18 protein-coding genes are annotated in these 21819 nt (G+C 52.2%); all 18 read right to left on the bottom strand.

The window, feature by feature from the left end; translation table 11 throughout:
* Positions 1 to 5 precede the first annotated feature (5 nt).
* Positions 6 to 1268, bottom strand: coding sequence for a polysaccharide pyruvyl transferase CsaB (gene csaB / locus MKX76_RS25160; RefSeq protein WP_341034773.1), 1263 nt, complete (start codon positions 1266 to 1268; stop codon positions 6 to 8).
* Positions 1241 to 3262 (bottom strand): DUF5693 family protein, encoded by a 2022-nt coding sequence (locus MKX76_RS25155; RefSeq protein ID WP_341034772.1) that lies wholly within the window; start codon positions 3260 to 3262, stop codon positions 1241 to 1243. The genes csaB and MKX76_RS25155 overlap by 28 nt, the downstream gene beginning before the upstream one ends.
* A 138-nt stretch (positions 3263 to 3400) precedes the next feature.
* Positions 3401 to 5119 (bottom strand): phospho-sugar mutase, encoded by a 1719-nt coding sequence (locus tag MKX76_RS25150; protein WP_341034771.1) that lies wholly within the window; start codon positions 5117 to 5119, stop codon positions 3401 to 3403.
* A gap of 130 nt (positions 5120 to 5249) precedes the next feature.
* Positions 5250 to 5681 (bottom strand): 3-hydroxyacyl-ACP dehydratase FabZ, encoded by a 432-nt coding sequence (fabZ, locus tag MKX76_RS25145; protein WP_007133270.1) that lies wholly within the window; start codon positions 5679 to 5681, stop codon positions 5250 to 5252.
* A 414-nt stretch (positions 5682 to 6095) separates the two neighbouring features.
* On the bottom strand, positions 6096 to 6344 hold the full coding sequence (locus MKX76_RS25140) for a DNA-directed RNA polymerase subunit beta (RefSeq protein WP_028405636.1): 249 nt from the start codon (positions 6342 to 6344) through the stop codon (positions 6096 to 6098).
* Between the two features lie 9 nt (positions 6345 to 6353).
* The gene (locus tag MKX76_RS25135; protein WP_028405637.1) at positions 6354 to 7175 is read right to left on the bottom strand and encodes a flagellar hook-basal body protein; all 822 of its coding nucleotides are present in this window, start codon (positions 7173 to 7175) and stop codon (positions 6354 to 6356) included.
* 73 nt (positions 7176 to 7248) lie between these two features.
* Positions 7249 to 8130: a flagellar hook-basal body protein gene (locus MKX76_RS25130; RefSeq protein ID WP_007133273.1), complete on the bottom strand. Its 882-nt coding sequence runs from the start codon at positions 8128 to 8130 to the stop codon at positions 7249 to 7251.
* A 321-nt stretch (positions 8131 to 8451) separates the two neighbouring features.
* A complete protein-coding gene (locus MKX76_RS25125) occupies positions 8452 to 9450 on the bottom strand; it encodes a rod shape-determining protein (RefSeq protein WP_028405638.1) in 999 nt (332 codons plus the stop codon).
* A gap of 195 nt (positions 9451 to 9645) precedes the next feature.
* On the bottom strand, positions 9646 to 9930 hold the full coding sequence (gene spoIIID / locus MKX76_RS25120; protein WP_007133275.1) for a sporulation transcriptional regulator SpoIIID: 285 nt from the start codon (positions 9928 to 9930) through the stop codon (positions 9646 to 9648).
* Between the two features lie 427 nt (positions 9931 to 10357).
* Positions 10358 to 11095 carry a M23 family metallopeptidase gene (locus MKX76_RS25115; protein WP_028405639.1) on the bottom strand — a complete coding sequence of 246 codons (738 nt, stop codon included), beginning with the start codon at positions 11093 to 11095 and terminating at the stop codon, positions 10358 to 10360.
* A 205-nt stretch (positions 11096 to 11300) separates the two neighbouring features.
* Positions 11301 to 12911, bottom strand: a complete 1611-nt coding sequence (gene spoIID / locus MKX76_RS25110; RefSeq protein WP_341034770.1) for a stage II sporulation protein D — start codon at positions 12909 to 12911, stop codon at positions 11301 to 11303.
* Positions 12912 to 13582: 671 nt separating this feature from the next.
* Positions 13583 to 14929, bottom strand: coding sequence for a UDP-N-acetylglucosamine 1-carboxyvinyltransferase (gene murA, locus MKX76_RS25105; RefSeq protein WP_028405641.1), 1347 nt, complete (start codon positions 14927 to 14929; stop codon positions 13583 to 13585).
* A 488-nt stretch (positions 14930 to 15417) separates the two neighbouring features.
* Positions 15418 to 15675 carry a DUF1146 family protein gene (locus tag MKX76_RS25100; RefSeq protein WP_007128772.1) on the bottom strand — a complete coding sequence of 86 codons (258 nt, stop codon included), beginning with the start codon at positions 15673 to 15675 and terminating at the stop codon, positions 15418 to 15420.
* Positions 15676 to 16291: 616 nt separating this feature from the next.
* Entirely contained in the window at positions 16292 to 16573 is a 282-nt protein-coding gene (locus tag MKX76_RS25095; RefSeq protein ID WP_007128773.1) for a hypothetical protein, read from the bottom strand.
* Between the two features lie 287 nt (positions 16574 to 16860).
* A complete protein-coding gene (locus MKX76_RS25090) occupies positions 16861 to 17265 on the bottom strand; it encodes a F0F1 ATP synthase subunit epsilon (protein WP_007128774.1) in 405 nt (134 codons plus the stop codon).
* Positions 17266 to 17361: 96 nt separating this feature from the next.
* Entirely contained in the window at positions 17362 to 18762 is a 1401-nt protein-coding gene (gene atpD, locus MKX76_RS25085; protein WP_007128775.1) for a F0F1 ATP synthase subunit beta, read from the bottom strand.
* Between the two features lie 95 nt (positions 18763 to 18857).
* A complete protein-coding gene (atpG, locus tag MKX76_RS25080) occupies positions 18858 to 19718 on the bottom strand; it encodes an ATP synthase F1 subunit gamma (RefSeq protein WP_007128776.1) in 861 nt (286 codons plus the stop codon).
* Positions 19719 to 20294: 576 nt separating this feature from the next.
* Positions 20295 to 21809, bottom strand: a complete 1515-nt coding sequence (atpA, locus tag MKX76_RS25075; RefSeq protein WP_007128777.1) for a F0F1 ATP synthase subunit alpha — start codon at positions 21807 to 21809, stop codon at positions 20295 to 20297.
* Between the last annotated feature and the right edge of the window lie 10 nt (positions 21810 to 21819).

The raw sequence follows: 21819 nt of genomic DNA, 5'->3' as shown, positions 1-21819 counted from the left end.
TCTAATCATCCTCTGTGGCGTAAATATTCGACGATGCGGCGGGCCGGCAGAGCAGCCTCCCGCTTCAGCTCGGCGATGGGTGCTTCATGCTCCGTCACCCATGCTTGCCCGCCGTCAAGCAGCTTCGCAATCTCGCTCTTCAACCTGTCCGGATCCAGAGCCTCGCTGCTTCCGACAGGTTCGCAGCCCAGCCGCTTCAAGAAATGGTCAATCTTCGGATCATAGGAGATGCCGAGCAGCGGCACACGCCGATTCGCCGCATAGATCAAGCTGTGGAGGCGCATGCCGAGCACCACATCGCATCGGCTGACCTCCCTCAGCATATCCTGGGGCTGCTGCTCCTCTACATAGTAGCTGATCTCGGAGCCGTTCGACCTAACATCGCCGATCAGCTCGGCTATATACCGGGAGGCTTCCAGATCATCCGGCTTGTGGAACGGAAGGAAGCGGAGATGCACTCCTCGGCTTGCTGCCAATTCCTTCAGCCCATCCGCGATGCTCTGAAGCTCCTTGAGCTCAGGGTGCCAACGGCGAACCGAAATTCCAATCGTCGGAAGATGGCCGTCACCCTGATCAATCTGACCAGCGGATGCTCCTGCACCGGACGCCGACGGATCAGCCTCGAGCGGAGCAGCTTGTCCTTCATCCGCTGCGATCCGTCGTTCACCTTGAGTATCTTCCAGAGCCGCTCCATCCAGAACTCCATGGCTATGCTCCTGCTTGTCCTCAGGGAGCGGAAGGCCCATGACCGGATCGGGAACAACCTGAATCGCATCTGCCGAAATTCCCATCGTCTGAAGGAGCTCGCCCGATTGGGTATCGCGAACAGAGATATACGAGCATTTTCGGAACACGGAGCGGATCATCGGATGGAAAAGCTTTCGGTTTACCGGTCCGACGCCCTGTGCGTAAATAAACGTCGGCTTGCCCAGCCACTGGGCAAGCTTCAGAATGCCAAGGTAATAAGGAATCGTCTTCGGACTGGTCGCATCCTGCAGAAGGCTGCCTCCCCCGCTGATCAAACCATCGCTCTCCTTGATCGCTTGCCTGACCTCTCCCAGCCTCATCCGATGCACGGATTTCACGCCGTACATCGCCTCCGTCCATTCCGGATCGATTGAAAGGACGACCGGGTTGATGTTCACGCCGGCAGCCTGACCTTCCTGCTCGAGCGCGGTCAAAATCGACTTAAGCACGGCCTCGTCGCCGCTGTTTTTAAATCCGTAATATCCGGAAATGACTATCGTCTTAGAAGTAGTGGTGACCATCGTTTCCAGATCCTTTCTAATATCTGCCACGCCGCAATCGCAATCAAACCGATGATCAGGCCGAGTCCAAGGCCGAGCACCACGCGAATCGCCGAAATATAGATTGGCGTATGAATATGCGTAAACGTTCCGACCATCGACAGCTGCCCCATGACGCCAATAATAAGCAGGTAGACCGCATAGCGGTATTTAAAGGATAGGAAGACGCCAAGCACCATCATGGGATGGGCCAGCAAAAATTCCTTGTTCCGCGGACGAACCCCAAAGGTGTTCTCCAGGAACGAGCGGAAGGCCATCTCGATCGGAGAAACAGCGCCCGCGTTGCCGGTCCGGCTTAAGTAGTACATCCCCACGATTCCAACAATGCCGGCCGCGATCACCCATGTGAGCGTAATCGGTGCCTTAAGCAGCTTCTGTATCGAGCTGTACGTAGATCCGCCCCGGTACAACACGACATACACGGCGATCAAGGCGATCGGTGCCGCCGCCAGAAGGCTTACGCCGCGGAACTGATCCAGTACGAGCATATAGGTCACATTGTTCAGCAGCGCAACCACGACCGGAACTGCAGCGAGCGATATGATCGTTGTTTTCACCAGCAAAACAATGGAATGCGACACTCTTCGGCCTGCGCTCATGTCCGGAATGATCTTCTGCGTATCGTTGACCTTCCGAATGGCCAGTATGACGGCAACGGTCGGCGCACTGATGGCGGCAAACAAAGCGAGTGCCTGCTCGAGCAAGGTAGGCTTGAGGACGTACAGACCTGCGCTGCCAACCAAGCCAAGCAAGAAAGCCGGTACTGTCAGGAATGGGATGTAATACGAAATCATCAGCGTGATCAAGGCGATTGCGCCTATAACCGCTCCAAGCTTGAAGTAACGCTGCATGGAGGAGTCGGTGACTTTAAACGGCTCTGCAAGCCCCATCGTAAATCCGTTGTCTTCCATCTTCTGAATCGCTTGTCCCGTACCCGTCAATGCGTCGATCAGATTATCCAACGGATGGGTGATCGATGCTTTGGTCATGTCCCGGCTCGGCTCGGCATTCAAATAAAACATGCGGATATTCCGGTCCTTTGATGCGAGCGCAAACCGGTCCCCGATGGTTTCCGGGTCAAGATTAGCATCCCGCTCACTGAGGGAATAAATACGGGTGACGTTATAATCCGTCATATAAGCAAGCTGGGTAAATCCTTTTTGCGGACGCTTAATGTTTTCGATAGCCACAAGGCCGATATTGTACTGATTCAGGAGTTTACCGAAGGCGTTCAAACTCTTCTTATCGGCATTATCATTGAAGCCCTTGGCTGCATCACCTTCAAACAAAATCCGCTTGACGCCGATATCGGAGAAATACGCCATCAGCTGCTCGACGTAAGCCTCGTCATACGGCAGACTGTCGGATAGACGCGGCACTATGGTAAAGCCCTTGTCCCGCAGCATCGCAATCGTTATCGGATCCGGCGTCATCGGTTTAATGACGGCATTGGAACGAGGCGTTTCAAGAACAAGACCGTCCACAGCCTTTTCATAGTTCCATGCTCTCACCGGAATCCCCAGTCTCGAATAGGTCTCCTCAATGATCGGCTTAATCAGAACTGCGCTTTCCTCGCTATTAAACGCAATATACGTAAAGTTCTCATTCGGCGAAATCGTCGTTCCGGTTAAATCCGCTGCTTGCTGCGCGTCATAGACGGTAATTCGGCGGGATTTCACCAGCTCGTCGAGCGTGCTCTCGTAGAGCGCCATGCTCATAACGCCATTTTCCTTCAAGCGATCCAGCTGCTCGGATATGAAATCCTCCGGCTTGGCTTGGTATACCGACACATCCAATAAATCACGGTAATCAAATACCAGTTCTACATTCTTGGATGTTGATTCTGTCTGCAGCCGGTCATAGCCCACCGGCAGAGACGCTGCAACGCCCAGAACAACCAGAATCCACAGCCACTTCCGGGCTGCCGTGTTCCAGCGTTTCCATTTCTGAACCACGAAAGTACCTCCTCATTGAACCTACAGGGTTAGCGAAGCGAAAAGCGATGCCTACAGTCTATCGGCATACGCTGCAACTCGCTTCGCTGTTAGCCTAAGTTTGTCCATCTCTAAATTCGTTTCTATTCCTTCAATCCGTCAGGCATCGACGCGAGCCATTACACGCTCAACCAGCTGTTGAATTTTCTCCTGCGCATCTGCAATGGAAGCTCCGCGAACGGCGAAATATACCTTAATCTTCGGCTCGGTGCCCGATGGTCTCAAGCAGAACCAGGAGCCGTCCTCGAGCAGATACTTCAGTACATTTTCTTTCGGCAAGCCGTCGAGACCGTTCGCGTAATCAAGCACCTGCTCGACCCGTATGCCGCCGATTTCCTGCGGAGGATCGTTGCGCCAATCCGACATTTTTGCCGCGATTTGCGCTACGCCATCCTTCCCTTTCAAGGTTCGGGACTCGAGCCTTTCCAGGAAATAACCGAACTGCTCATACAGCTCCTGAAGTACATCATACAAGGTCTTTCCTTGCCCTTTATAGTAAGCGGCCGCTTCGCAAATCAGCATGGAAGCCAGCACCGCATCTTTATCGCGGGCATAATTACCTGCGAGGTAGCCGTAGCTTTCCTCATAGCCGAACAAGAAGGTGTGGCTGCCGGACTGCCCAAACTGAGTCATTTTCTCGCCGATATACTTAAAGCCCGTCAACGTATTCAGCACTGCTGCTCCGTAATGCTCGGCAATGGCCGCGCCCATTTCGCTGGTTACAATCGTCTTGATAACCGCTCCATTGTTCGGCAGCTTGCCCGCATCCTTCAGCTGGCTCATCAGATAATGAATCATGATCGCACCGGACTGATTGCCGGTCAGCACGACATATTCTCCCTGACGGTTCTTAACGACGGCCCCCATGCGGTCGGCATCGGGATCGGTACCGATCAGAATATCAGCGCCCACTTCCTCGCCAAGCTTCATGGCCAGCGTAAACGCCTCGCGCTCTTCCGGGTTCGGAGACTTCACCGTGGAGAAATCGGCATCCGGCAGCTGCTGCTCCGGCACCACATAAATATGCTTGAATCCGATCGTTTCGAGGACACGCTTAACCGGCTCATGACCCGTGCCATGCAGCGGAGTAAACACGATTTTGAAATCATCGGCAAGCCGGGATGCAATCGCCTCCCGATTCACGGAAACAGCGGCAACCGTATCGATAAAGGCTTGATCCTCAGCTTCGCCAAGCCATACGAGCAGACCCTGCGCTTCCGCTTCCTCCCTCGAAAGCTTCTTCACGGCGGCAAAGGAATCCACCTGCTGGATCAGGGCGATGACCTTCTCCGCTTCATGCGGCACCAGCTGGCCCCCCTCCTGATTGTATACCTTGTAGCCGTTATACTCCGGAGGATTATGGCTGGCCGTGATTACAATTCCCGCCGAGGCACCCAGATGGCGGACGCTGAACGATAATTGCGGCGTGGAGCGCAAAGACGGATACAGCTTGGCTACAATGCCGTTACCGGCAAGCACCAGAGCGGCCTCAAGCGCAAACTCCGGCGAGAAATGCCTCGAATCATGAGCGATGACCACCGAAGGCTTCCCTTCCTTTTGACCATGGGTATCGAGAATATATTGGGCGAAGCCTTGCGTAGCCCGTCCTACGGTATATTTATTCATCCGATTGCTGCCGGCGCCGATCACGCCGCGAAGTCCGCCTGTACCGAACTCCAGATCGCGGTAGAACCGCTCCTCCAGCTCACGGGTATCATTCTCCAATGCGCGAAGCTCCCGTTTTGTCTCCTCATCGACATAAGGGTCATTTAACCAGCGCTGAACCGTATCCTTCGTTCTCTGACTCATCTCTGACATGAAAAAATATCTCCCTTCAAGCAAGAATTGTCTGCAAGAGGCTGTTCAAAAAGCCGTCTTTTGATCACACGGAGTGAACATGAAGACGCAATACTGATAAAACCGGCTTTTTGAACTCGCACTGCATGGGCTATTCCTTGTCCGCAAGCGCGAACATAATTTCCCCCTCGGCAACCACGCGTCCGTCGACCGTTGCTGTCGCTTTTCCTTTTCCGATCATGCCCTTCAGGCGAATGATTTCAACTTCCAATCGGAGCGTATCCCCCGGCACGACTTGACCGCGGAACCGGAAGCCGTCGATCCCTGCCAGAAATCCCAGCTTTCCGCGGTTGCTCTCCACATTGAGAATAGCGACCGCACCGACTTGTGCCAAGGCCTCCACAATAAGCACGCCCGGCATCACGGCATATTCGGGAAAATGGCCGACAAAGAACGGCTCGTTGATCGTTACGTTTTTGATACCGACTGCGCGCTTGCCGTCCTCGATCTCCACAATTTTATCAACAAGCAAAAACGGGGGGCGATGCGGAATAATCTCTTGAATCTGTTTAATATTCAACATTCTTCAAAATCCTCCTTATGTACGTACCCGCCAAGCACAGCATTTGAAAACGCGGGCCTCGAACTGACGGCTGTCTTTCGTGCTATGCTCTTGCCAGCGGGCATTAGAGTAACCTTCATTGTTCATCTCTAAGTTGAGCTTTTCTTTTCAAGTATGCATAAAAAAACGGGCATGCGGAAAAAATGATGATATCCTTCACCACTGCAGAAGTGAAGGTTTCACATAAGGGGCTTTTTTCGCAGGACAGCTTTGTCGTTGCGGAGAAGGCCCTTTTTACGCATATGTGATTTCCTCATCAAAGAACCGATGTGCAAGTCCCATCCCATTATACCGTTTTACCCTAAAAAAAGAAAACTCCCGGATTGGGAGTTTCAGCTTATATTAACACATTATTTCCATCACGTACTGCACCGGCTAAGGTGCGAAAATCAGGTCAAAAACATGCCTCCAAGTGTCCCAATTAAACACTTCGCTAAGCTCCTGCTTGCCCAGCACGACATAACCGAACGTCATGCCGCCAAACAATGCCAATATGAGCAAAATCGGGATCATGATCCGTACGGCAATTTTCCACCCGGAAGTTTTGGAGCGCGGCTTCGCTGCTTCCTTACTCTTGGATTCCGCCTTGGTTTCACGTTTCGCCCCGCTTTTCGGTTCGCTCATGATGCCCACCTACCCTCGCATAGTGTTGGCAAGGTTCATCATAGTGTCGCTCGAGCTGAGTGCCCGCGAAGCCAGCTGGTAAGCCCGCTGAACTTCCATCATTTTGGTCATTTCCTCCGTCAGGTTGACGTTGGATTGCTCTACATAGCCGGACAGGACCTTGGATTTTGCCGGATCAACCGGATTTCGCGGCGTCAGGTCGAAGACATCCCCTTCGGCGAGCCCGTTGCCGAGCACGAACTGATTATCCCCTACGGATACAAGCCCCTCCGGACGATTCAGCTCGACCAGTTTCAATGTAGCCCCAGGTCTCCGACCAGCAGGCGTATCCAGGATGATCTGCCCGTTCTCATTGACCGCAACCTTGCCATTAGCCGGCAGCGAAATCGGACGATTATTAACGTCCAGCACCGGATAGCCCTGGGAATTCACAAGCAGCACATTCTCGGCGTTGTTCGGATCCGGCGAAACATCAAAAGCGCCTTCCCGGGTATAGACGATCGTTCCGCCTGCCTGAACGGCAAACATGGCTTGTCCCTCAATCATCAGATCGAGCGGGTTGCCGGTTTCCCGCGGAGCCCCTTGATCCATATTCATCCCGAGGGAGGATAACCTCATCCCGTAGCCAAGCGTATAGCCTAGCGGCGTTGCGCGCCCGGGCCGGTCAAAATCCTGATGATGCCGCTGCACCTGAGTCAGGACATCCTCAAAGGACGCCTCTCGCTTCTTATATCCGACTGTATTCACGTTCGCCACATTGTCTGCAATTACATCCAGCCGCTGCTGGAGCGCATTCATCGAGACCATGGCACTAATCATGGAGTTGTTCATTCCTTACCTCCTGTAGGCTTACCTAATCCTAAAACGAAATCTGCCGTCAGACCAGTTGGAGCTGCAGCCCATACTAGACTCGGCCAATCTCATTTACGGCCTTCTCCAGCGTCTTATCGTAATATTGCACGATCCGCTGATTCGTTTCATACGCCCGTAGCGCAGCATTCAATTCCACCATCGATTGCGTCGGATCCACATTGGAACCCTCAATGAAGCCTTGGCGGATCTCTCCGTTATCCGCAGCCGTCATGAAACGAACCTCGCCGTCAGGATCGGCCATGCGAAACACGCCGTTTCCTTCCCGGATCAGGCCATGAGGCTCGCTTACAATGCTAATGCCGAGGTAGGTGCCTGTCCCATTGCCGTCCGCGTCTATGATTTGCCCTTGCTCATCCACTGTAAAGTTACGGGCCGAGCCTGTCAATACAATCGGAGTGTTATTGTTATCCAGCACTTGATAACCGGCCTCGCTCAGCAGGCTGCCATCCGGGTCAACACGGAAGCTCCCGTTACGGGTATAACGGATATCCCCATTCTCGTTCCGAACGGTGAAAAAGCCTTCCGGCCGGTAAATAACGTCCCCATTCTCGTCCACATATCGACCCGAGGCGTCGAATTCATAATTCTCCCCCGTGGCCGGATTCTGGACGTTGAAGGATGATACCAGCGCAAAATCCGTGCTTTTCCCGGTCTCGCGTAGCGCTCCCTCGGTATATAAGGAGATGCTCTCCTCCGCATAGACACCGGTGTTGAACTTGCCGAGCTTCCGGTTCGAATTGGAGGGATCATTTCCGCCGATCATGGAGACGAGCACTTCCGGGAATGAGCGCTGTACGCTATTGACCGCCTTATAACCGGTCGTGTTCAGGTTCGCAATGTTTTGGGTCACGGTATTGTGGCGCTGCTCCTGGGTCATCATCCCTGAAGCTGCGGTATAAAGTCCTCTTAGCAATGAAGACACTTCCTTCCATATTAACGAATGTTAAGAACCCTGATGTCCAGCCATGGAGATGGCATATTCTTCACTGCTTGTACACCGGTCCTTATCCAGATCCAGTCATCCTATCATCAATATAGATGAACAAACGAATTGGAAATCGGGCAAGTACGTAAAATGTTCCTACAATCGCTGTTGCTTCCGGATTTCTTGTTCTTATCAATTCAACAAGGTAGAAATCCGGTCACAAAGGCGACCACTACCGTTTCTTCGGAATCATTTTTCTCCCTTGCCTGTATCTCATTCTTTAGTACATCCTATATTTATATCGGAAGGTTAGAATTTTTTCTTAACGACCTTGTCCAAATTATCCAGCATAATGCCCGTTCCCTTAACCACACAGTGCATCGGATCCTCCGCAACGAGAACCGGTACCCGGAGCTCCTCCGTAAGCAGCTCGTCCAATCCGTGAAGCAGTGCGCCCCCGCCTGTCAAAATGACGCCGCGGTCGATAATGTCAGCCGACAGCTCCGGCGGTGTGCGTTCCAATACGGACTTGGCGGCCAGCACGATCGAGGATACCGGATCCCATAGCGCCTCCTGCACCTCTTCGGAGGATACCGTTACGGTTAACGGGAGTCCCGATACCATGTCCCGCCCCCGGATGTCCATTTCCGCTTGCCGTCCCCCCGGACGAACGGTGCCGATCGCAACCTTGAGATCTTCCGCCGTACGTTCACCGATCAATAATTTATATTTATGCTTAATGTACTTCGTGATCGCTTCGTCGAACTTGTCCCCCGCGACTTTAATCGAAGAAGCGGTGACAACATCGCCCATGGACAGGACGGCCACATCTGTCGTGCCGCCCCCAATGTCCACAACCATGTTACCGCTAGGCTGAAAAATATCCATGCCAGCGCCGATGGCCGCTGCCTTCGGCTCTTCTTCCAGGAACACATCTCTGGCGCCGCTGCGCTCAGCCGCTTCCCGAATCGCCTTCTGCTCCACCGACGTAATATTCGTCGGCGCGCAGATCAGGATACGGGGCCGGCTGTGCCAGCTGCGCGCCCCCACGCGATCAATAAAATACTTCAGCATCATTTCCGTTATGTCGAAGTCGGCGATGACCCCGTCCCTCAGCGGGCGGATCGCCGTAATGTTGCCGGGAGTGCGTCCGACCATACGCCGAGCTTCCTCACCGACCGCAAGGACCCTCTTCATGTCGGTCTCAATCGTGACTACGGAAGGTTCGTCTAACACTACCCCCTTCCCCTTAACGTGTATTAGCACGTTTGCCGTCCCTAGATCGATTCCTATATCCTTGCTCAACATCATGAAAAGCCCCCAAAGTGTTATTTTATGGTAAAGAGTCCTCATTCACTGCCCCGATATTCAATCGACAATTTCCAGCAATCCATGATAATTTACGGCAAGGCAGGTCCCATGATTCGATCCTATACCAGCATTTAACATATCATACTTTAGGGGAGGGATTCAACGTCATTCTAGCGACCTAAGCACTATTTCTCAGGATTTTGCCGTGGCCACCGGTTCACGATTGCTGCCGGATTTTTTGTACTTGATCTTCGTGGCTTCCCCGCCTCTTAGATGGCGGATGGATTTGTGGTATTCGAGAATGTGCTTCACCTGATCCGCCAGGTCCGGGTTAATTTCCGGCAGACGTTCGGTTAAGTCCTTATGCACCGTGCTTTTGGACACGCCAAATTCTTTGGCTATGGTTCGAACCGTATGCCTCGTTTCCACGATACAGCGTCCGATTTTAATGGTCCGCTCTTTGATGTAATCGTGCACGCTCCCGCCTCCCTACTGTGTGGATAGTTTGGTACATTATATGAGGGGCATGACGGGATATTCGCGGTTTCACGGGCTGACAAGCTTAAGCAGGCCCATTTATTTTCTGGACATGCCGGGACGAGGCCGGACCAAAAGCACGAAAACGCAAGGCGCAGCAAGGATTGGACTTGCCTTCACAGCACGCTAGGAGAACCTGCCGGATCCCCCGTTATGTTTCACCGGATATCCACGGCCCCATATGCTTTTCCTTCGGGACTTATTCGTAAAAAAATCAACCGATGCTAAAGGGTAAAAGCGTAGCTTTGTCCATAAGCTCCTTTTGCCGTCAATATGTCCTGGTTCATTTCAAGCAGATAAAAAAAGGACAGGATCTGGATCCTGTCCGGTGTCGAGCGCGGTGGGCGCCGTTAGCATAATATTCAAATTATTTTTGCGGGAGCAGCTTCTCCGGGTTCACCAGCTTATCGCCTTCATACACCTCGAAGTGCAGATGATTACCGAGGTCCTTCTCAAGCTCATTGCGGCCGGCGGTAGCAATCGCATCGCCCTGCTTCACTTCAGCACCCTCGGAAACCTTCACCTCATTCAAGCTTTGGTACACGGTTCTCGTGTCACCCGATGTAACTTCCACCACGTTGCCGTTCAGCGGATGATTCTCCACGCGTGTCACTTTACCGGAAAGCGCGGCTCTGACTTCAAATGCTTGATCGTCGGCGGTTGCCAGATCAATCCCCAGGTTCGGGCTGAAGGTGTCGTTATATTGCACCATCGCCTCTTGATGCGTTTCCGGGGACTCCTCATCGAAGTAAGGCTTAACCACACTTACCGCAACGTCATCCGCTACAGGCCAAATCATCGATTGCGCATTCGCGGTCACTTCAACAGCTTCTCCGTCTTTGCCTTCCGCAGCCGGCGTCTCCGAACCTACTACCGATCCGGATACCGTACTGTTTTCCTCTTGTGGCTTCAGCGTTTTTTGGCTGGCGTCCTGGTAGACCCACACGAGGGTTAGTATAATTGCCGCTGCTGCTAAGTATGCTGCCGGGAACACCCACCGTTTGGATAATGCTTTCTTCCACGAAGACGACGTTGCCGACGAATCTCCCTGCACAGTTTTAGGAGCTTCTTCGTGGGGTTTAGTATTTTTGTTTTGTTCATTCATTTGCAATCACCTCAGTAACCTATTGTTACCGGGGGTAAATCTTTTATACGTTATCTCACTATTATTTTTTTAAGAGGTTGTTCAAAAAGTCGTCCTTTGATCACGAAGTGAATCAAGAAGTAACTCGGCATCGAATCTTGAATTCAGCCGGGCCTTCCGGTGCTCACGTACCTAAAACGTACGCTCTGCTCCTCAGTCCCTGGCTTCATTCAACCTTCTCGGTGCTGAAAATCCGACTTTTTGAACTCTCTTTTAAAGACAGAAGATTGGAAGTTTGGTCAAACGAAATATCCGTATAGTAGTGCTTCAGGATGTCCTGGGCCTTGTAGCCTTCCCGGGCCATCCCTTCAGCCCCGTACTGGCTCATGCCAACCCCATGCCCGTTGCCGTAGGTCGTAATCTCGATTTTCCCGTCTATCATCTTAAAGCTGAATTGGCTGGATTTCAGCCCAAGCTTCTCTCTCACTTCACGCCCTGTAAACGTCTTGCCTCCAACCTTCAGTCTCTCGATCCGATGACCTTCCGTATATGAAAGAATCTTCACGATCGGCGAACCGCTCCCCTGCCCGCCTGCCGATACCGGAACTGCGCCATCCGTAAGCCCTAGCTTGTCTATGAACTCCGCTCGGGACATTGTCACGGTCGTTTTATACTTTGGTGAAATCTTGACATCCCACGGGCTCTCCACGCTTCGCAGATAGGGAATCTCATTCTTCCAATAATCCTCTGAATTTTCCGTAAAGCCGTTGCTTGTCGAGAAAAAAGAAGCCGTAATCGGCTCTCCCTGGTAGGTCATGACCATTCCCCTCGTCTCGTCCACGGCCCGTTTGAGCTTCGCCAGCTCCGCTTCCTTCCCTGCTTGCTTCCATTCCTTCTCCAGCTGATCCTTAGACAGATAGGCCTGGTGGCTAATCGTATCCGTCACCACGGCCTTGGGGTCCGGTACACCGCTGCGGTCGCCGGACAACAGCCGCTGCACGATATAGGTCCGTGCAGCGATTGCCTGTGCCTTAAGTGCCTCCGGCTGGAATTCCGCCGGCATTTCGGCGGCGAGTACGCCGACCAGGTAGGTTTCCAGCGGGAGCTCCTCCACGGTGTCCGTCCGCGTTAGATAGACGGACACCGTGGGCTCCTCCGCCGCCTGCGGCTCGGCGGAAGGTACGGGCGCCGGGCCCGGCGGGAGCGGCTCTGGCTGGCCGTTGCCGGGGGCAACGACCAGCAGCGGCAGCGCAAGCGCCAGGGCCAGGAGCCCGGCTATGGCCCAGACGGCAGGGTGCACCCGCACCCGCCGTCTTCCGGCCGCCGGGCGGCGCCGCGCGGCAAAGCCGCGGCGCCACAGCCCCCGGGGCCGCGCACGGAACGTGCGGCCCCCGCGGGGGGCGCGGCCGTCCGCCGCCGCAGTGCGCGGCGGTCCGGCCGCGGGCTGCGGGCCATGCGGCATGGCCGCCGGCCCGCCGGGGTCCGGCGCAGCGCCGTGCGGCGCGCGTGCGCCAGCGGGGCTGCCGGGCGGCGGCGTCTGCGCCGCCCGAAGGGGCCGGCCGGACTTGCCGGAGGCGTCCGGCCCGGGGCCGCGGTGCCCGCGCTGCCCCTGTGCCGGCTCGTATTGTTCCTCTTCGAGCCGGCCGGGCGAAGGGCGGCCTCCCTGGGCCTGCGGCTCAGGGGCTGCCGGGAACGCCCACTTCAATACCGGTGCGGCCGCGCCTTCCGTGAATTCACGATGCGCCTGAACATCATCCTCATTCGCTTGCACCGCCGGACCCAAAATTTGTTCCTTATCTGAAAGATGGACATTCATCCGATACTTGGAATCTTTCATTTGCGTTTCCCTCCTGACATCACTCTTCCAGCACTTTCGTTTCTACCTTTCGTACGCTCTACTTTATCTGTATGAAGCGAAGGGAATTGCTAGAACTGTTCTGAGAGAAAAGAAAGGGATTCAAATGGGGAGTAAACTGTCGGTATTAGAAACGGGGAGAGATCCTCTATCTGAGATCACATTCTTGTACGGGGCCATCAATAAATAAGAACAACCAATGTCGTATAAGAAGCTCCATCCCTACTTGTGAGCCCCATTATTGACGCTGCTTGAAAAATTAGATGGCATAGGCCTCCAGTACGCTTGCTTCAGTTATCTTTTTTATTACTAAAACATAACGCCTTACCAGTGATGAGAGTTCTTGCTGGATCGACGGAGAATACGAAAGCTCGCTGGACATAACAATTCTCCTAGAACTTCAGTATCGTTTCCGCTAGACCCACGCGATTCCGGATTAATCGAGCATAAGCTCCGATCCATAAACCATCCGGAAAGAAAGATCCCTGCGCGTTTCCCTGCAGCTGCGATCACTGCCTGGCCAAGTGCCTTTGCCGATTTGCGCATTTTTTGATATATAAACGACAAATGGCCTTGCCCTCAGGCAAAGCCATTTGCTACTCCGTATTAAATTCATGAATCTTGAATTAGAGAGTCTTCAAAAAACGAGGTCATTAAGCCCAGGTAGGCTGAACATTAAACAGTTTGCTGTCTTCCGCGTCGTCCGCAGGCTTCTTCGAAGCCTTCTCGGTGCCCGGCTCCTCCGTGGAAATTCTCCAAATGTCTGCGCCAAGACCCGACAGCTTCTCGGCTAAATTGACATAGCCGCGGTCGATATGCTGAACGCCGCCAACCTCCGTCGTGCCTTCCGATACCAAACCGGCCAGGATCAGAGCAGCTCCCGCACGCAAATCGGTAGCGGTCACTTTGGCTCCCTTCAGCTTGGCTCCACCGGTAACGATGGCAGAACGTCCCTCAACCTTGATTTCCGCATTCATCAGTTGGAACTCATCCACATGCATAAAGCGGTTCTCAAATACGGTTTCCGTCACGACACTTGTACCTTCCGACACCAGCAGAAGCGCCATCATCTGAGACTGCATATCCGTCGGGAAGCCAGGATAAGGCAGCGTTTTAACGTCTACCGATTTCAGCGGTTTGTCCGCAATAACGCGAATGCCGTTCTCATCCGGCAGGATCGTAACGCCCATCTCCTCCATTTTGGAGATCACTGGGCCCAAATGATCCGCAATTGCACCCTCGACGTACACATCGCCCCCGGTAATCGCGGCGGCAGCCATAAATGTGCCTGCCTCAATCCGATCCGGTATGACATGATGCTTCACGCCGTGCAGCTGCTCGACTCCCTCGATCCGGATAATCCCTGTTCCGGCACCGCGAACTTTGGCGCCCATGGCATTCAAGTAATTCGCCAAATCGACAATTTCCGGCTCTTTCGCCGCATTTTCGATAACCGTGACACCTTCAGCCAAGGTTGCGGCCATCATAATATTTTCCGTTGCGCCTACGCTTGCGACGTCCAGATATATCTTCGCGCCGCGAAGCTTACCATTGCTCTTTGCTTCGATATATCCTTGTCCGAGGCTGATCTCAGCCCCGAGTGCTTCAAATCCTTTTAAATGCTGATCGATCGGTCTTGTGCCAATCGCGCAGCCCCCCGGAAGAGAAATCCGGGTTTGTCCGCAGCGTGCAAGCAAAGGTCCCATGACCAAAAAAGACGCCCGCATCTTCCGCACCCACTCATAAGGTGCTTCACATGTCGTTATGTGCTCTGCATTCACACGAATGACTTCATCCTGATATGTAATGCCTGCACCAAGCGACTCCAATACTTTACTGATTGTAATTACATCGTCAAGAGGAGGAGCGTCAATAATAACACTTTCCCCAACTTCCCCTAGTAGAGAGGCAGCGATGATCGGAAGAACTGAATTTTTTGCTCCGCTGACTTTGACGCTTCCGGTCAGTCTTTTGCCACCGCGGACGATAAATTTGCTCATCATGGTTTCCCTCCGCGTCCATAATATTCCTCAAGCATAGTTGTAGTGCATTTCCTTGCTAATTCCCTAAATTTCATCTTATCATTGTTATTTTCCGCTAAACAAGCGATCTTTGAACTATTTATGACATCTGATACGGCGTTTAGTCCAGGAACTGAAAAACTCATGATGCACTTCCAAGACGCATCTGTTATCCACAGTATGGACCTATCGAAAGGTACCACGACTGACATGCAATTGTCAATGTGTAACCATTACCGGGAGAACAAGATAGTCCGGAAGTCATATCGTCCGCCCGATCGAATCCTTAACCTCAGTGTTCACATAATAAAATGTGTTTATTCGACATCTTCTTCAAGCAACCTAACAGAGATATAACCATTCGCACAATCATTCAAACAGGGGAGATATTTACAAATACCTAACCTTATGTACGGTTCGAAATTTCTTTCCCTAAGCTTGATGATGATACGCGGTTCACTCTTGCTTTAAAGCATATATCGGATCATTTGACTCCATGTAATATAGTCAATTAGAAATTCAGCAACAAAACGTCCTAGTACGATGGCTAGCAGCAGATGCAAAAGCTTCCCCTGCGGTCCCTTCGGATGTCGGACGACCAAATCCAGTTTCAGATGTTGTAACGCCCACCATGCCAACGCAATACAAGCCAGGGAAACGATAATGGACATTAGTCCGTTAACCCCTACAGCACCGGAAATTGAATTGGATAAATCCTGATTCATGTTCCCTCCTCCATTCTTCAATTATCTGCCCATAAGGCTCGACTATTCTATAATACTTTGCCCGGACCGAAGAATCCAGCACTTTCTATCCGACATTTCCTCGGAAATAATAAAGATTGTCGACAAGATGATCAAATGTTCGGTCCAACGCAATTAGCAGAAGTCTAATCCCGGTATTGGCGTTTCTATTATGAACATTCATATTATGCGTATTTCCTCACAATTTAGCCTGTAACATCAACTATTCGCCTAGAATATACCATTGTTTGATCTTTTGCTCATGGAACTATAATCCTTTTCTGATTAATTCGATTTCCAAATACTAGTAAAAATTGTTTTAAGTTCTTCCCTATGCAACAGTAATTATCCGTCACAAAAGATGCCGTATGCTTAAGCTCCCATTGCAGCACTCCCTCAAATTGCCTGTAGCTCCTGGAAGTGTTTTGCTCTCCCATGCCTGCAGTTCATCTTCTCCTATGCGTTCTATTGAATCTGTCTTAAGCTCTTTTTTTATGAAAAAAGCCTTGTTTTGATTCTTTGGTCACATGATTTCATTTATGAAAAAGAACCTCATTTCGAGGTTCCCATTGAAATTTCGGCTATTTATTTCTTTCAATTATACTGCCGTGGCAATATGAATCGTTCCGAAAGCAGGCACTGTTCCCGTCAGAAGCGCGGCCACCAACAAGTTGTCGACTGTGAGACTAAGACTGTTAAATCCAGGAATAACATAAGTGGTTACCGGTTCATTGACGCGGGTTAGGACGAGCCCCACCGCTCCTTCAGAAAAGTTGTTGACGATTATGGTGGCAGGATCGCCTCCTGTCAGGTTCTCGTAATAGGATTTACCGACTTGCGGCGCCAAATCAAATATTTGTTCCGGAAGCAATATAGCCATTGGAGTTACCTCCTCTCCTATTGGATGCTACAGTTTATGCTACGAATCTAGCAAAAGTTATGGATATTTGGTGCCTTATACCGGCATATTTTCATAGATTCATAATTTCCCCCTATCCGTTGGCTGATATTGTAGCTTGGGTCTAATCGTTCTGTAGCTTCTCCGTTTTTCGGGCGGTGTAATGATGACTGCTGCACGATGATTAGCGTCGACGCTCGGACGACAAGCCATGCAAAATAAAAAAGACAGCCCGCCGCAATAGCATTGCAGCCAAGCTGTCTGTACGATTAACCTTGGGTTACCTTAATCCGGTTCATCGCTCTTTGCAGAGCGAGCTCTGCACGGCGATGGTCGATTTCGTCCTGTCTTCCTTTCGCGTTCAAGCGGGCTTGCGCGCGCTCTTTCGCGGCTTCTGCACGCTCCCGATCGATTTCGTTCGCTCGCTCGGCGCTTTCAGCCAGAATGACAACCTTATCTTTGCGGACTTCGACGAACCCGCCTTGTACCGCAAACGGGGTGCGTTCATTACCGATCTTCACATAGACAGGAGCTATCTGAAGAGGCGTCACGAAAGGAATATGCCCAGGCAAAATGCCCAGCTCCCCTTCCACCCCGCGCACCGTAACACTGTTCACTTGCTCGGAATAAACGACGCGGTCCGGTGTTACGATTTCCAACAAAAAGGTGCTCACTTCCATCCCTCCTCACCGTTATCCGCGAATCACTCGCATACCAGGCTGCATGGCTGCAGCCCGATATGGTCAGATACACCCGCGAAGGTGTCCGGCTTACAGTGTTTTCGCTTTTTCAACTGCCTCTTCAATCGTGCCTACGAACAGGAAGGCAGCTTCAGGAAGGTGATCGTGCTTGCCTTCCAGAATTTCTTTGAAGCTGCGAATCGTTTCTTTAACCGGCACGTATTTACCCGGCATGCCGTTGAACTGCTCCGCAACGTGGAATGGCTGGGACAGGAAGCGCTGAACGCGACGTGCACGAGCAACGATCGCCTTGTCTTCCTCGCTCAGCTCATCCATACCGAGGATGGCAATGATATCTTGAAGCTCGTTGTAGCGGGCAAGAATTTGCTTAACGCCTTGAGCGACATTGTAATGCTCTTCGCCTACGACTTCCGGAGTCAGAATCCGGGAGCTGGAAGCGAGCGGATCTACCGCTGGATAGATACCCATCTCGGAGATCTTACGCTCCAGGTTTGTCGTAGCATCCAAGTGAGCAAACGTTGTTGCAGGAGCCGGGTCCGTGTAGTCATCCGCAGGTACGTAAATCGCCTGGATGGACGTTACCGATCCTTTTTTCGTTGATGTGATCCGCTCTTGCAGACGTCCCATTTCGGTTGCCAGCGTTGGCTGGTAACCTACCGCGGACGGCATCCGTCCAAGGAGGGCGGATACTTCGGAACCCGCTTGCGTGAAGCGGAAGATGTTATCGATAAACAGAAGCACGTCCTTACCTTCTTGATCACGGAAATATTCCGCCATCGTCAGACCGGTCAAGGCTACGCGAAGACGTGCGCCCGGCGGCTCGTTCATCTGTCCGAATACCATGGCAGTTTTGCTGATAACGCCGGAATCGCTCATTTCATGATACAGGTCGTTACCTTCACGGGTACGTTCACCAACACCTGCGAATACGGAGATACCGCCGTGCTCCTGCGCGATGTTGTTGATCAGTTCCTGGATGGCAACCGTTTTACCTACACCCGCACCACCGAACAGACCGATTTTACCACCCTTTTGGTATGGAGCCAGCAGGTCGATAACTTTAATACCGGTTTCCAGCATCTCCGCTTGCGTCGAAAGCTCGTCGTAAGCAGGAGCTTCGCGGTGGATTGGATTGTTAACTTCGGAAACAACGTCTCCCGCATTGTCGATAGGCTCGCCAAGTACGTTAAATACACGGCCAAGCGTTGGGGCACCAACAGGTACCGTGATCGGAGCACCCAGGTCGACTGCTTCGATTCCGCGTACCAGTCCGTCTGTGGAGGACATTGCGATACAACGTACCAGATTGTCGCCCAGATGGTTAGCTACTTCCAGAGTCAGGTTTATAGAACGGCCGCCTTCCAATGCGCCTTCAATTTTGATGGCGTTAAAGATCTCGGGAAGATGACCGCGTTCGAATTCAATGTCAACAACAGCGCCTTGAATGCTGACAACGCGTCCTTTTTTCATTGTTTGATTTTCCCTCCTACACACTCACTATGGCAAGTGCTCTTCTTAAACCGCATATTTCATGATCGATAGATTCCGATAAAATATCAATGATATTACTGCTGCGCGTTTGCACCAGCGACAATCTCCGAGATTTCCTGCGTAATCGCTGCCTGGCGGGCACGGTTGTACGTCAGGGTAAGCTCCGAGATCAGCTTGCTTGCATTCTTCGTAGCCGCACCCATTGCCGTCATTTTCGCGCCAAGCTCACTTGCTTTGGCATTTAACATCGCGCTGAAAATGAGGGTTTCGGCGTATTTCGGAAGAAGCACTTCAAGCACGCGCTCCGGTGAAGGCTCGTATTCATAGCTCGCTACCGAGACGCCGCCGCCGATGTTCTCCATCGGGAGAAGCTGATCGACCTGCGGATCCTGCGTCAACGCATTAACGAAGCGGTTATAGCATACGAACAGCTCATCGATCTTGCCGTTCTCGTATTGGCCGACAGCCGCATTCGCAATCGCCTTGATATCGCCGAAGGTCGGGCTGTCCGACAATTCGGTCAGCTCTTCCACAACCGGCATTTCTCTGCGGCGGAAGTAGTCGCGACCTTTGCGTCCGATGACGAAAATGCAGTATTCGTCCTTGGATTGGTGACGTTCCGCAATGAAATTAGACACTTTACGCAAAATGTTGGAGTTCGACGCACCGGCAAGACCGCGGTCGGACGTAATAACGAGGTAACCGGTCTTCTTCACCTCGCGTTTCTCCAGCATCGGGTGGCTGATTCCTTGGGTGCCGGCGGCAATGCTGCCAACCACTTCTTTCAGCTTATCCGAGTATGGAAGTGCAGCGGTTGCTTTCTCCTGGGCTCTTCTGAGCTTGGCGGCGGCAACCATCTCCATCGCTTTGGTGATCTGCTTCGTGTTTTGGATACTCTTGATTTGCCGTTTAATATCACGTAATCCTCTTGCCATGATTTCACCACCTCAAAACTTTGGCGGAGCCAAAGTTACTTCGTAAGCATGAGCCAAGCTTTGGCGAAGCCAAAGCTAACTTCGAAAGCATAAGCTTAACTTTGGCGGAGCCAAAGTTACTTCGTAAGCATAAACCTAGCTTCGGCGATGCCAAAGCTAACTTCGTAAGCGTAGACCTAACTTTGGCGGAGCCAAAGTTACTTCGTAAGCGTAAACTTAACTTTGGCTGAAACCAAAGTTGCTTGTTAATCCAGCTCGCTTTGGCTTTAGCCAAAGTTACATTCCATATGATGAAAGAGGATACCGGACATTGCCGCCCGGTTCCCCTCCTTATGCCGTCGTCTTTTGATCACGAAGTGAATCAAGAAGTAACTCGGCATCGAATCTTGAATTCAGCCGGGCCTAGGTAGCTGCTTCCGAAGCATGTTTCCTTCGGAAACATTTTAGGTGCTCACGTACCCAAAACGTACGCTCCGCTCCTGACGTCCCTATCTTCATCCAACCTAAAGCGTTTTGAAAAAACGCACTTCGGAAGGATAAGCCGCGGCGCTGAAAATCCGACTTTTTGAACTCGCTTTAAACCGAAGCGGCAAAGCCCTTCTTGAATTGATCGATGGCTGCTTTCAGCGCGTTCTCGTTGTCTGCTGTCAGGTCTTTTGTATCCGTGATGGACTTCAGGATTTCCGGCTTGTTGCTCTCGATAAACGCCAGGAATTCCTTCTCGAAACGGCGGACATCCGCTACTTCGATGTCATCCAGATATCCTTTAACAGCGGTGTACAGGCTGACAACCTGCTGCTCAACGGACAGCGGCTGGTTGACGCCCTGCTTCAGGATTTCCATCAGCTTGGAACCGCGGTTCAGACGAGCGAGCGTCGATTTGTCCAGATCGGATCCGAACTGGGAGAACGCTTGAAGCTCACGGTATTGGGCAAGGTCGAGTTTCATACCGCCCGCAACCTTCTTCATCGCTTTAATTTGTGCGGAGCTACCAACCCGGGATACGGAGATACCTACGTTGATCGCCGGACGCTGACCCGCATAGAACAGGTCGGACTCCAGGAAGATCTGTCCGTCGGTGATCGAAATCACGTTGGTTGGGATATATGCGGATACGTCGGAAGCCTGCGTCTCGATGAACGGCAGTGCGGTCAAAGAACCGCCTCCGAGCTCGTCGTTCAGCTTCGCAGCGCGCTCCAGCAAGCGGGAGTGCAGATAGAATACGTCACCCGGATACGCTTCGCGGCCCGGAGGACGACGGAGAAGCAAGGACAGCTCACGATAAGCTGCTGCTTGTTTCGACAAGTCATCATAGATGATAAGGGCATGCTCGCCTTTGAACATGAAATATTCGCCCATCGCGCAGCCCGCATAAGGAGCGATATACTGCAGCGGAGCAGGCTCGGATGCGGAAGCGGTCACGATAATCGTGTATTCCAGCGCGCCGTGGCGGCGGAGCGTTTCCACAACCTGTGCAACGGTCGATTGCTTTTGACCGATCGCAACGTAAATACATTTAACGCCGCTGCCTTTTTGGTTCAGGATCGTATCGATCGCAACGGTTGTTTTACCTGTTTGACGGTCACCGATGATCAGCTCGCGCTGTCCGCGGCCGATCGGTACCATCGCGTCAATCGCTTTAATACCGGTTTGAAGCGGTTCATGTACCGATTTCCGGTCGATAACGCCCGGCGCGTTGCTTTCTACCGGACGGAACGCTGCAGCTTCAATCGGTCCTTTGCCGTCAAGCGGCTGGCCGAGCGGGTTTACAACGCGTCCAAGCAGCGCTTCACCGACAGGAACCTCCATGATCCGTCCTGTACGCTTAACCTGATCGCCTTCCTTGATCTCGGAGTAAGGTCCAAGGATAACGACACCGACGTTGCTCTCCTCGAGGTTGAGTGCAAGACCGGATACGCCGTTTTGGAACTCGAGCAGCTCCCCGGACATTGCATTCTCCAGGCCATATACGCGAGCAATACCGTCACTAACTTGAATAACCGTACCTACTTCGGAGACCGTGATATCGGATTTGTATTCTTCGATTTGACTTTTAATTAAAGTACTAATTTCTTCAGGTCTGATACTCAACGTTTTCACC

It is taken from the genome of Paenibacillus sp. FSL R5-0810 (genome assembly GCF_038002285.1).
GTDB classification, from domain to species: Bacteria; Bacillota; Bacilli; order Paenibacillales; family Paenibacillaceae; genus Paenibacillus_AQ; species Paenibacillus_AQ lactis.
Note: the sequence above shows the minus strand (reverse complement) of the source record. Positions and strands in the feature narration are given on the sequence as shown.

Excerpts from the sequence above, each read along its gene's own strand:
- csaB (WP_341034773.1), bottom strand. The coding sequence starts at position 1,268 with ATGGTCACCACTACTTCTAAGACGATAGTCATTTCCGGATATTACGGA.
- MKX76_RS25150 (WP_341034771.1), bottom strand. The coding sequence starts at position 5,119 with ATGTCAGAGATGAGTCAGAGAACGAAGGATACGGTTCAGCGCTGGTTA.
- fabZ (WP_007133270.1), bottom strand. The coding sequence starts at position 5,681 with ATGTTGAATATTAAACAGATTCAAGAGATTATTCCGCATCGCCCCCCG.
- MKX76_RS25140 (WP_028405636.1), bottom strand. The coding sequence starts at position 6,344 with ATGAGCGAACCGAAAAGCGGGGCGAAACGTGAAACCAAGGCGGAATCC.
- MKX76_RS25135 (WP_028405637.1), bottom strand. The coding sequence starts at position 7,175 with ATGAACAACTCCATGATTAGTGCCATGGTCTCGATGAATGCGCTCCAG.
- MKX76_RS25125 (WP_028405638.1), bottom strand. The coding sequence starts at position 9,450 with ATGTTGAGCAAGGATATAGGAATCGATCTAGGGACGGCAAACGTGCTA.
- MKX76_RS25115 (WP_028405639.1), bottom strand. The coding sequence starts at position 11,095 with ATGAATGAACAAAACAAAAATACTAAACCCCACGAAGAAGCTCCTAAA.
- spoIID (WP_341034770.1), bottom strand. The coding sequence starts at position 12,911 with ATGAAAGATTCCAAGTATCGGATGAATGTCCATCTTTCAGATAAGGAA.
- murA (WP_028405641.1), bottom strand. The coding sequence starts at position 14,929 with ATGAGCAAATTTATCGTCCGCGGTGGCAAAAGACTGACCGGAAGCGTC.
- MKX76_RS25100 (WP_007128772.1), bottom strand. The coding sequence starts at position 15,675 with ATGAATCAGGATTTATCCAATTCAATTTCCGGTGCTGTAGGGGTTAAC.
- MKX76_RS25095 (WP_007128773.1), bottom strand. The coding sequence starts at position 16,573 with ATGGCTATATTGCTTCCGGAACAAATATTTGATTTGGCGCCGCAAGTC.
- atpD (WP_007128775.1), bottom strand. The coding sequence starts at position 18,762 with ATGAAAAAAGGACGCGTTGTCAGCATTCAAGGCGCTGTTGTTGACATT.
- atpG (WP_007128776.1), bottom strand. The coding sequence starts at position 19,718 with ATGGCAAGAGGATTACGTGATATTAAACGGCAAATCAAGAGTATCCAA.